Raw genomic sequence first — 12,016 nt, 5'->3', positions numbered from 1 at the left:
ATGACGATGCCAATTGCTCATGCTGCCGATGATCGGGCGCCGATAGGGCTGGTCGCGTGGCAACGGGGCTAAGCGAGGCGACAACCGATCTGCCGGAGGGGCAGGGGGTTCGGCCCCGGGCAGCACTGCCCGGCGCTGAGGTCAATCCCGTTCGCTCGCGCGCCGATTGGGAAGCGATGCGCAAGGCCGCGCTCGATGATCCGGGCAGCTTCCATGGCGACATCGCGGCGCGGACGATCCACTGGTTCGTCGGCGAGATCGGCGCGGCGGGCGCGTGGATCATGCGCAGCGAGGATGGCAGCTGGCAGGGCTGGGATGCGGCGACTGGGGCAGCGGTGTCGCCTGGTCTGCCTGCCGATTTCGCGCCATGGGATTTGGCGTTCGATGCGAGTGATCCGCCGCATTGGAAGTGGTTTTCCGGCGGGCGGACCAATGGCGCGTTCAATGAAGTCGATCGCCATGTGCTGAGCGGCCATGGCGACGAAACTGCGCTGATCTTCGAAGGCGATCGCTGGGACATGGCGGCGGACGGCGGGCGTGGCGCGCCGCTCGATTGCTTCCACGTCTCGCGCAAGAAGCTGTTGCTCGAAAGCGCGAAATGCGCGGTGGCGTTGCAGGCACTGGAGCTGAAGGCAGGCGATCGCATCGTCCTCAACATGCCGAGCATCATGCCGCAAATTTACTGGACCGAAGGCGCCAAGCGGCTCGGTGTCGTCTACACAGCGGTCTTCGGCGGGTTCAGCGACAAGACGCTGTCGGACCGGATTGCCGATGCCGGCGCGCGGGTGATCGTCACCTCGGACGGCAGCTATCGCAACGCGCAGGTCGCCGCCTTCAAGAACGCCTATACCGATCCGGCGCTCGACAATTTCGTGCCGGTCGCAACCGCGCTCGCCGCGCTGGGCAACATCGATCTCGACTTGCCCAAGGCCGACACCGCGCTGATCCGCGATACCGTCGCCGAAACGCTGGCGGGCGAGGTGACGGTCGAACGGTCGGATGTAATGCGCGGTGTCGGCCGAGCGCTCATCACGCTGGGCAAGGAAGGGCGGATCAGCTCGGCCGATGCGGCGCGGGTGCGGATTGCGATTGCTTCCAGCCTCGTCACCCTGCCGCCCCGCGTCGACGCGGTCATCGTCGCGCGTCATACCGCGCAGCCCGACATTATCTGGCGCGAGGAGCGCGACCGCTGGGGCCATGAGCTGACCAACGCGGCGCTGTCGACGATCCTCGATAAGGCGCGCACCAGCGGGTTCGCAGTCGATAGCGAAGCCGATCTGCTCGCGCTTCCCGATACCGATTTCGTCCGCGCGATCTGGGCCTCCTCCGCGCCGCTGCCGGTCGATGCCGAATTTCCGATGTTCTTCATCTATACCAGCGGCTCGACGGGGAAGCCCAAGGGCGTCGTCCACGTCCATGGCGGCTATTCGTCGGGTATCGCGCACACGATGAAAGTCGCGTTCGACGCGCGGCCCGGCGACACCATGTACGTCGTCGCTGACCCCGGCTGGATCACCGGGCAAAGCTATATGATCGCCGCCTCCCTGCTGACGCGGGTGACGAGTGTGGTGTCGGAGGGCTCGCCGGTCTTCCCGCATGCCGGCCGCTTCGCCTCGATGATCGAGCGGCACAAGGTGACGATCTTCAAGGCGGGCGTCACCTTCCTGAAATCGGTGATGTCGGACCCGTCGAACCTCGCGGACGTGCAGCGCTACGACTTGTCGTCCCTGCGCGTCGCGACCTTCTGCGCCGAGCCGACTTCGCCCTCAGTCCAAGCCTTCGGGATGGAGCATGTCGTCCCGCAGTACATCAACAGCTACTGGGCGACCGAGCATGGCGGCATCGCCTGGACGCATTTCTACGGCAATGCCGATTTCCCGCTGCGCCCCGATGCGCATGCCTATCCGCTGCCATGGATTTTGGGCGATGTGTGGGTGGAGGACGGGCGTGACGCGGCCGATATCGGCTTGTTCGAGCGCGCCCGCGACGATGGCGTGGGCTGGCGGCCGGCCGAGATGGGCGAGAAGGGCGACATCGTCATCGCCGCGCCTTACCCCTATCTCGCCCGCACCATCTGGGGCGATGCCGCCAATTTCCGGGTCGAGGATGGCCGCGTGGCCGGCGCCTGGCGCGGTGACGCGCAGCGCTGGGTCGATGGCTATTGGCGGCGGTGGCGAGGGACCTGGGCCTATACCCAGGGCGATTTCGCGATCCGCTATGATGACGGTTCGTTCAGCTTCCACGGCCGCAGCGACGACGTCATCAACGTCTCGGGCCACCGCATGGGCACCGAGGAAATCGAAGGTGCGATATTGCGCGACAAGGCGCTCGACCCCGACTCGCCGGTCGGCAATGTGCTGGTGGTGGGCGCCCCACATCGCGAGAAAGGGCTGACGCCCCTGGCGTTTGTCGTGCCGGTCGCGGGGCGCAAGCTCAGCCTCGATGACAAGCGCCGGCTGTTCGAGCTGGTGCGGACCGAAAAAGGCGCGGTCGCGGTGCCCGCCGACATCATCGAAGTCACCCAGTTCCCCGAGACGCGCAGCGGCAAGTACATGCGCCGCATGGTCCGCGCGCTGGTCGAAGGCGGCGACGTCGGCGACGTGACGACGCTGCGCAATCCCGAAGCGCTTACCGAGCTCAAGACCGCGATCGATGCCTGGCAGCGCAAGCAGAGCCTGTCGGACAATCAGGCGCTGTTCAATCGCTATCGCTATTTTCTGGTCCAGTATAATCTCGTCGCGCCGGGCAAGCGCGTCGCGACCGTCACCGTCACCAACCCCCCGGTCAACGCGCTCAACGAACGCGCGATCGACGAGCTGGTGATCGTCGTCGATCATCTGTCGCGGAAAGACGATGTCGTCGCGGTGGTGTTTACGGGGCAGGGCACCGCCTCGTTCGTCGCCGGCGCGGACATCCGCCAGATGCTCGAGGAGATCCACAGCCGCGACGAAGCGATGGTGCTGCCCAACAATGCCCAGCTCGCCTTCCGCAAGATCGAGACGATGGGCAAGCCGTGCATCGCCGCGGTACAGGGCGTCGCGCTGGGCGGGGGCATGGAATTCGCGCTCGCCTGCCATTACCGCATCGCCGAGCCGACCGCGCGCTTTGGCCAGCCCGAAATCCGGCTGCGCCTGCTGCCCGGCTATGGCGGCACGCAGCGCCTGCCGCGCCTGCTGCTCGACAAGCGCGGTGCGGAGGGGGTGCGCGATGCGCTCGACCTGATCCTTGGAGGTCGCAGCATTGACGCAGCATCGGCGCAGCAAATCGGGCTGATCGAGGACTGCGTCGATGGCGCGACCGATGCCTTGTCGGCGGCCCATGCGGCGGTGCGCGAGTATGTGCTGCACGGCGAAACGAGTGCTCTCGGCCAAGCCTATGCTGCACGGATGCTGCAGGTCACAGCATGGGAGCAGCCTGCATCAATCCACCTCGATAGCGTGCTGCAGGATGACTTCCTCCAGCGCATCCTGCGCCAGCTGTGCTGGGCGGGGCGCGAGGCGGCCGGCAATCGCGCGCTAGACGCGGTGCGCACCGGTTTGGAACAGGGCATGGCAGCCGGGCTGGCGCGCGAGGCGGCCTTGTTTGCCGATGCGATTGTCGATCCCGAAGGCGGCAAGACCGGCATTCGCCAGTTTATCGACAAAGTCAGCCCACCGCTGCCGGTCCGGCGCGACGGCGTATGGATCGATGCCGAGCATCAGCCGCGCGGCAAGGCGCTGGAGGCAGCGGGCGATTTGCTCCCGGTCGGCGCGGCCTTCTACCCCGGCGTAACGCCCATCCCGCCCTGGCAATATGCGTTCGGCGTCGCGCGCGATCCCGACACCGGCGCGCCGCGCTTCGGCCCGCCTGCCACGCATGAGCGCGAGCTGATCGTCAAGGTGCCCGAGCCTGCGCCAAACGAGGCACTGCTCTACATGCTGACCAGCGAGGTCAACTTCAACGACATCTGGGCGCTGACCGGCATTCCAGTGTCGCCGTTCGATGCTCATGAGGAAGACGTCCAGATCACCGGGTCGGGCGGCATTGCGCTGGTTGCCGCGCTCGGCAGCGAAACGCGTGCCGAAGGGCGGGTGAAGGTCGGCGATCTGGTGACAGTCTATTCGGGCACCAACGATCTGCTCAGCCCCCAGGTCGGCAATGACCCGATGTTCGCCGATTTCTCGATCCAGGGCTATGAAACCGAAACCGGCAGTCACGCGCAGTTCCTGACCGTGCAGGCGCCGCAGATGCACGCCATCCCGCCCGACCTGACGCTGGAACAGGCGGGGAGCTATGTTCTCAATCTCGGCACCGTCGCGCGCTGCCTGTTCACGACGCTGAAGATTGCGCCGGGGCGGACGCTGTTCGTCGAAGGGGCGGCGACGGGGACTGGTCTCGACGCGCTGCGTAGTTCGGTGCGAACCGGGTTGCAGGTGACGGGGCTGGTGTCATCGGCCGATCGCGCGGCGTTTGTCCAAGGGCAGGGCGCAGTCGGAGCGATCAACCGCAAGGATGCCGCGTTGGCGGGCTTGTTCACGGTCGTGCCCGAAGAAGCCGACGCCGCGCGCGCCTGGGAAGCCGCCGGGGCGCCGCTGGTCGAAGCATACAAGGCACTGAACGGTGGCGTGCTGGCCGATTATGTCGTCAGCCATGCCGGCGAAACGGCGTTTCCGCGCAGCTTCCAGCTGCTGGCGGAAGGCGGGACGCTGGCCTTTTACGGCGCCTCGTCCGGCTATCATTTCAGCTTCATGGGTAAGCCGGGCGTGGCCAGCCCCGAGGAAATGCTGCGCCGCGCGGGCCTGCGCGGTGGCGAGGCGGTGCTGATCTATTACGGGCCCGGATCGAGCGCGCTGCTCGACGAAATGGGGCTGGAAATCATCGAGGCAGCGCGGCGCTTCAACGCCAAGAGCGTCGTCGCCACCACCACCGATGGCCAGCGCGAATTCCTGCAATCGCTGGGCCTGGAAGATGCGATCGAGGGCATCGTCAGTCTCGAAAGCATCCGCCGCCGCGAGGGAGACAATTTCCTCTGGCCCGACACTATGCCGCGCCTCCCCGATGCCAAGGCCGATATCGAGGTCTTCAAGGCAGCAGTGCGCGATTATCAGGACCGGGTGATGAAGCCGTTCGGCGGCGCGATCGGCAAAATCCTGCGCTCGCCAGACAATCCGCGCGGCAGCCCCGATCTGGTGTTCGAGCGTGCCGGGCAGGACACGCTCGGCGTCTCGACCTCATTGGTCAAACCCTTCACCGGCCGCGTCGTCTTCGCCGAGGACCTGGCGGGCCAGCGCTTCACTTTCTACGCGCCGCAGGTGTGGACGCGGCAGCGCAAGATATTGATGCCGACCGCGTCGATCCTCGGCACCCATCTGTGCAACGCGTACGAGGTCGCACGGATGAACGACATGATCGCGGCGGGCTTGCTCGAAGTGACCGAGCCGAGCGTCGTGCCCTGGGATGGCTTGCCCGACGCGCATCAATCGATGTGGGAAAACCGCCATTCGGGCGCGACTTATGTCGTCAACCACGCGCTGCCGGCGCTGGGCCTGCGCAGCCGCGATGAATTGCTCGAAATGTGGGCCGCGCAGGAAACCGGGGGCTTGCGCGACTCGCCCGGATAGCGATCACTAACCTTCGGCTTTCCTCCCCAGGCGCCGATTACCACGACCATCGCAACGCAGCGGCGCCCGTGCCGCCAGGGAGAGCTGAAATGGCCAAGTCCACGACCATCGCCGAAAGCGCGGCCAAGCCCAAGGCCAAAGTCGCGCCGGTCGAGGCCGGGCGGCTCGCGGGCAAGATCGCCGTCGTCACCGGGGCTGCGGGCAATATCGGTGGCCACATCGTCCGCCACTATCTGGCCGAAGGCGCGACGGTGGTGATGACCGGCCGCACGCCCGCGCGCACGGATGCGGCGGCACAGGCGATCGTCAAGGAAACCGGTGTCGATCCGGCGCGCGTCGCAACGGTCGCGCTCGACGGCGCCGATGCCGCCTCGGTCAAGGGCGCCATCGCCGATGTCGTCAAGCGCTTCGGGCGGATCGATATCCTCGTCAACAATGCCGGCTCGGCGGGGCCGAAGCAGCCGATCGAACAATTGCCGCTTAATCCAGCCGAGCTCGCCGCGACCGACAGCGAAACGGTCGGCGGCGCGATGCGCAACATCTTCGGCGTCGCCTGGAACGTCGCGCGCGCCGCCGCACCGGCGATCCCCGAGGGCGGGACGATCATCAACGTCTCGACGATCTTCTCGCGCACGCCCTATTACGCGCGCGCCGCCTATGTCGTGCCCAAGGCAGCGATGAACGCCTGGTCGCGCGAGCTGTCGCTGGAGCTGGGGGTACGCGGCGTGCGCGTCAATCTCGTCTTCCCTGGTCCGATCGAAAGCGAGCGCATCCGCACCGTTTTCGCCACCATGGACAAGATGCGCGGCGACGAAGCAGGCACCACCGCTAATCAGTTCTTCGACATGATGTCGCTGGAACGCGCGACCGGCGGCAATCCGCGCGCCAAGACATTCCCGGCGCCAGACGACATCGCCACCACCTGCGTATTCCTCGGCAGCGATGAATCGGCTGCCTATAACGGCCATGATTTCGAGGTGACGCACGGCATGACCGTGCGCAAGGAGCAGCGCTCGACGTATCTCTCGCGCCCCTCGATGCGCTCGATGGACGGCACGGGCTTGGCTGTGCTGATCGTCGCCGGCGATGGCTGGGAGGATGCGCTGGAGCTGGCGCGGGTGCAGCTTGCCTCGGGCGCGCAGGTGCTGCTTGGCCTATCGCGCCAGGCCGATGTCGCGATTGCCCAAGCGCGCGCCAAGGCGGAAGGCTTTGGCGAGCAGCTCAGCATCATCCGCTTCAACCGCACCGAGCCCGCCGCGATGGAATCGGCGCTCGAGGAGTATACCACGCAGAAAGCGCCGCTCACTGGCGCGCTCTTCCTTCCCGCGCTCGCGCCCGACGAGCTGACCGGCTCGCTGACCGGCGCCGATCAGGAAGTCGTCGAGCGGCTGATCGATATCGAGCTGACCGGTGCGGTCGCGCTTGCCCGCACGCTGAGCCGATACTGGAAGCGGCACGACCAGTTGCTGCAAGCACCGCGCTTCGCATTTGTCTCCAACGCGACCGATGGCAAAGGCGATGTCTATGGCAACATCCTGCGCGCCGCGACCGAGCAGCTGGTGCGCATCTGGCGCGACGAGTCGGAGGTTGAGGTCGCGCATGGTCGCCGCAAACAAGCCGAATGGGGCAACCAGATCGTCCGCTTCACCAATGCCGAGGCCGAGAATATCCGCTTCACCGCGGGCCATGCCGCGCGCATTCTGCTGAAAGAGAGCAAGATCCGCGATGTGACGCTCTACCTCCCCGCCAGCATCGGCGAGGCGACGGGCGCGGCCAAGGCAATGCCGGGGTTCAGCGAGAACATCACCGGGCTGCATCTCGGCAAGGTCGCGCTGATTACGGGCGGATCGGCGGGGATTGGCGGCCAGGTCGCACGCCTGCTCGCGCTGGCGGGCGGCAAGGTGATGATGGTCGCGCGGCGCGAAAGTGAACTCGCCGCTGCCCGCGCGCGCATCGTCAGCGAGCTTGAGGATATCGGCTTTGCCGGCGTCGAACGCCGCGTCCAGACGATGGCGAATATCGATGTCAGCGATTTCGCATCATTGAAGACCGCGGTCGACGCGACGATCAAGGCATTCGGGCGGATCGATTACCTGATCAACAATGCCGGCGTCGCCGGTGCCGAGGAAATGGTCGTCGATATGAGCGTGGACGCGTGGAACTACACGCTCGACGCCAATCTCATCTCCAACTTCCTGCTGATGCACCATGTCGTGCCGCTGATGAAGGCGCAGGGCTCAGGCTATATCCTCAACGTCTCGTCCTATTTTGGCGGCGAGAAATATCTGGCGGTCGCCTACCCCAATCGCGCCGATTACGCGGTGTCCAAATCGGGCCAGCGCGCGATGGTCGAATCGATGGCGCGGCATCTGGGGCCGGAAATCCAGTTCAACGCGATCGCACCCGGGCCGGTCGATGGCGACCGGCTGGCCGGCACCGGCGGCAAGCCCGGCCTGTTCGAGCGGCGCGGCAAGTTGATCCTGGAGAATAAGCGGCTGAACGCTGTCCATGCCGCGATCGTCAAGGCGCTGCGGCGCGGCAATCGGGTCGAAGCGATCCTGTCGCGGCTGGCGCGCAACGACACGGTGCGGATGTCGCACGACACCAACAACCCGCGCGAGCTGCGTGACCTGGCGCTCGCCTGCGCGCGCGAAGGCGACGGCATCTGCACTTGGGACCAGTATCTGCTGACCCCGTCGATCGCCGCGCGGCTGATCTCGCGGTTGCGCCAAGGCGGCTATTTCCTCGATGCGCCCGAATGGGCCGACCGCCCCGACACCAGGGAAGCCAACAGCGACTGGCTGCTGCGCGTGCCCCCCGCCGATGCGCCGTTCCTGCCGGCCGATCGCATTGCGGCGGAAGCCAAGAAGGTCGGCACTGGTGTGCTCAGCCAGCTTTACCTCGGCAAGATGCCGACCGAGACCGATGTCGCCCAGGCCACGGTGTTCTTCCTCGCCGACCGCGCCGTCTCGGGCGAGACGTTCATGCCTTCGGGCGGCTTGTCGGTCGAACGCTCGACCACCGAGCGCGAGTTGTTCGGCGGGCCGAAGCAGGAGCGCCTCGACCAGATGCGGGGCAAAACGGTATGGGTGATCGGCGATCACCTGACCGATTATCTGGCCGAAACCGCGCGCGCCTTCATCGCCGACTGCCATGTCGCGCGGGTCGTGCTGATGACCAAGAGCGACGCGGGCGGCAATGCCATCCTCGCGCTGCTCGATGATTTGCCCGGCAGCGCGATCGAGCCGATCACGTATGGTGATGCGATCGAAGCGGCGATGGACAAGGCGGTGGCGGCCTGGGGTCGCCCGACGACGATCCTGTCGACCCCCGCCGAAGCGCTACCGCCGCGCCTGTTCGGGCTCGACGCGCCGCTGACGCCGCCCGAATTCCGCAAGGTCGTCGCCGCCAACCTGACGCATCATTTCCGCGTCGCGCGCAAGGCGTCGCTCTATGATGGCTGCCAGTTGGTCCTGACGTCGCCCGACGTGCCGATGGGCGACAAGAGCCCGGCCTTCGCGCTCGCCAATTTCATCAAGACGACGCTGCATGCCTTCACCGCGACGCTGGCGGTCGAGAATGAGCGGCTGGTCCATGACGTGCCGGTCAACCAGATCAACCTGACGCGGCGTGTGCGGTCGGAGGAACCGCGCGACCTGGAGGAGCATCTGGAAGAGGTGAAGCGCTTCGCCCGCGCCGTGCTGCTGCTCGGCGCGCCGCTCCCCGATGCCGAGGATTCGCGCTATCGAGCCCGCATTTACCGCGGCATGTCGATGACGGTGTGAGGGCGCGTGGCCGCTAATCGCCGCCGCGCCCGAGCGCGAAAGCGGGACAGGCGGGGGCAATAGCGGGGTTTCATCGCGGCGCGGCTTTGGTTAACAGCCGCCGGGTGACTGCCGCGCTTGCCCTGGATCAACCCGCCGCCGGCCGCTTTGCGGACCGCGAGCATCGCTTCCCGGTGCGGGTTTATTTCGAGGACACCGATCTTTCGGGCGTCGTCTATCACGCCAATTATCTCCGCTTCATGGAGCGCGCGCGATCGGACATGCTGGCGCTCGCCGGCATCGACCAGCGCGCCGCGCACGACGCGGGGGAGGGCGCTTATGCCGTCACCGAGCTCGAAATCACCTATCGCGCGCCCGCGCGGCTGGGCGATGCGTTGGTCGTCGCCAGCCGATTGATCGCGGTGCGCGCCGCTTCATGCCGCATTCATCAGCGCGTCATAAGGGAAGCGTCATTAGTGACCGAGGCGACGGTGACAGCCGCGTTCGTCGCGCCCGATGGGCGCCCGAAGCGCCAACCGGCCGCCTGGGTAAAGGCGTTCGAGCCATTGCTGTGGACAGGGGAATTGGACGCCCGATGAATTTTGCCTTCAACACCGATCCGTCGTCGCTGTCGCCGCTGGCGCTGTTTCTCCATGCCGATTGGGTGGTGCGGGGCGTGATGTTAGGGCTGCTTGTCGCCAGTATCTGGACGTGGTGGATCATCGTCTCGTTCGGGTTGCGGCTCGGGGGCATCCGCCGGCGGCAAGCGCGGTTCGAGAAGGAATTCTGGGATGCCGCCGATATCGACGCCTTTTACCGCGCCGAGGGCGAGCAGAACCAGCCGGTGGCTCGCGTGTTTTCGGCAGGTGTCGTGGAATGGCGGCGCTCGACCGCGACCAGCACGATCGACCGCGAAGGCACGCGCGAACGGCTGGCGACGGCTATGGGATCGGCGGTTGCGGCTGAAATCGACCAACTTGCCGATCGCCTGAACGTGCTCGCCACCGTCGGCGCGGTGGCGCCGTTCGTCGGCCTTTTCGGCACGGTCTGGGGGATCATGCGCGCCTTCACCGGCATCGCCGCGCAGCAGAGCACGTCGCTTGCGGTGGTCGCGCCGGGGATTGCCGAGGCGCTGTTCGCGACTGCGATCGGCCTGTTCGCTGCAATCCCGGCGGTGATTGGCTATAACCGCTACGGCCACCGCATCAATCGCGTCGAAAGCGCGCTCAACCGCTTTGCCGATGCCTTCCACGCGTCGCTCAGTCGCCAGCTCGAAGCCCCCGGGATGAAGGGGCGCGGCTGATGGCGGCCATGTTGCCCTCCACCCGCTCGCGCGGCCGGCGTGCGCCGATGGCGGAAATCAACGTGACGCCGCTCGTCGACGTCATGCTGGTGCTGCTCATCATCTTCATGGTGACGGCGCCGTTGTTGACCGCCGGCGTGCCGGTCAACCTCCCGGACAGCCGCGCCAAGCCGCTCGACCAGCAGCAAAAGCCGGTCGAGATCAGCCTGGACGAGCAGGGCCGCATCTTCGTCGATCAGGACCCGGTGAGCGAGGCGCTGTTCCCCGATGTGCTGCGCCAGATTGCGGCGAAGGGCACGCCCGACAACCCGCCGCGCATTTATCTGCGAGCGGACAAGGCGTTGACCTATGGCTCAGTGGCCCGCGTGCTGGGCGAGCTCAATCGCGCCGGCCTCAACCATGTCGCGCTGGTCTCGACCCCGCGCGAGAGCAAGTGAGCGCGATCACCATCGATCCGCCGCCGGTGATCCGGCGCAGCCGCTGGCCCGATGTGTCGGCGCTGCTGATCGTGGTGATTGGGCATGTCGTGGCGTTCGTGCTGCTGTCGGCAAGCTTCCTGGCCAAGCCCGATCTGGTGCAGATCAACGAGCAGCCGATGGATGTGGTGCTGACCGACAAGATCGGCCTGGAGGCAACCGCGCCGCAAAGCGTGACGCCGCCCGCGCAATCGGTGGCGCCCGAAAAGGGTGCGCCGGAGGATGCTGCGCCGCCCGCCGCTGCTACGCCCGCCGATACGCCGGCGCCGCCGGTCGCCGCCAAAGCCGCGCCGGCTGCCAAGCCTGCCGAGACGCCGCAGCCGACTCGCGCCAAGCCCGCACCCGATACACCGCGCAAGCCCGCCAAGGCGGCGCCGGCTGATGCGGCATTGCCCAATCCGTCGACGTTCAAATCCGATACGCCGGGCAAAAGCGGCAGCAAGGCGCACGCCAAGGGCGCAACGTTGGGCGATGATTTCCTAAAGGGGCTGAGCGACAAGCCGAGCAAGTCGCACAGCCAGACGCCGCGCGCCGCGATCATCGATGCCGCTGCGCTCGCCAGCATCCGCGATGCGATCGCGCGGCAGATTCAGCCCTGTGCCGATCGCCAGGTCAATCCCGGGCCGGGCGCCAATCGGATTGTGACGACGCTCAATCTGCGCCTCAATCCCGACGGCACGCTCGCGGCGACGCCGAGCATGGTGCGACAGGCGGGTATCGATGACGAAAACCAGCGTTATGCCCAGCGCGTGCGCGACTTGGGGATCGCGGCCTTCAAGGGCTGCGCGCCGCTCCATCTGCCGCCGGAATTCTATGCGACGCCGAATGGCGGCTGGGGCAACATCAATTACAACTGGCAATTGCGTTGAAGGA

General features: G+C 66.6%; 6 protein-coding genes. All 6 read left to right on the top strand.

What is annotated here, in order from left to right:
* Positions 1-56 precede the first annotated feature (56 nt).
* The 6 genes from ACLB0R_RS05025 (at position 57) to ACLB0R_RS05000 (ending at position 12,012) form a co-directional block, all read left to right on the top strand.
* On the top strand, positions 57-5,600 hold the full coding sequence (locus ACLB0R_RS05025; protein ID WP_416642245.1) for an AMP-binding protein: 5,544 nt from the start codon (positions 57-59) through the stop codon (positions 5,598-5,600).
* An 89-nt stretch (positions 5,601-5,689) separates the two neighbouring features.
* The gene (locus ACLB0R_RS05020) at positions 5,690-9,385 is read left to right on the top strand and encodes an SDR family oxidoreductase (RefSeq protein ID WP_416642244.1); all 3,696 of its coding nucleotides are present in this window, start codon (positions 5,690-5,692) and stop codon (positions 9,383-9,385) included.
* An 86-nt stretch (positions 9,386-9,471) separates the two neighbouring features.
* Complete coding sequence (locus ACLB0R_RS05015) at positions 9,472-9,963, top strand: YbgC/FadM family acyl-CoA thioesterase (RefSeq protein ID WP_434953750.1); 492 nt, start codon at positions 9,472-9,474, stop codon at positions 9,961-9,963.
* The gene (tolQ, locus tag ACLB0R_RS05010; protein WP_416642242.1) at positions 9,960-10,667 is read left to right on the top strand and encodes a protein TolQ; all 708 of its coding nucleotides are present in this window, start codon (positions 9,960-9,962) and stop codon (positions 10,665-10,667) included. Before ACLB0R_RS05015 ends, tolQ begins: the two co-directional genes overlap by 4 nt.
* A complete protein-coding gene (gene tolR, locus ACLB0R_RS05005) occupies positions 10,667-11,104 on the top strand; it encodes a protein TolR (protein ID WP_416642241.1) in 438 nt (145 codons plus the stop codon). Before tolQ ends, tolR begins: the two co-directional genes overlap by 1 nt.
* The gene (locus tag ACLB0R_RS05000; protein ID WP_416642240.1) at positions 11,101-12,012 is read left to right on the top strand and encodes a cell envelope biogenesis protein TolA; all 912 of its coding nucleotides are present in this window, start codon (positions 11,101-11,103) and stop codon (positions 12,010-12,012) included. The genes tolR and ACLB0R_RS05000 overlap by 4 nt, the downstream gene beginning before the upstream one ends.
* The last annotated feature ends 4 nt before the right edge of the window (positions 12,013-12,016 follow it).

It is taken from the genome of Sphingomonas sp. GlSt437, from assembly GCF_048015635.2.
Lineage (GTDB): Bacteria > Pseudomonadota > Alphaproteobacteria > Sphingomonadales > Sphingomonadaceae > Sphingomonas.
This window is presented reverse-complemented; position numbering and strand designations above follow the sequence as displayed.

What these genes read in the sequence shown, in the direction of transcription:
- ACLB0R_RS05020 (WP_416642244.1), top strand. Translation starts at nt 5,690, where the DNA reads ATGGCCAAGTCCACGACCATCGCCGAAAGCGCGGCCAAGCCCAAGGCC.
- tolQ (WP_416642242.1), top strand. Translation starts at nt 9,960, where the DNA reads ATGAATTTTGCCTTCAACACCGATCCGTCGTCGCTGTCGCCGCTGGCG.
- tolR (WP_416642241.1), top strand. Translation starts at nt 10,667, where the DNA reads ATGGCGGCCATGTTGCCCTCCACCCGCTCGCGCGGCCGGCGTGCGCCG.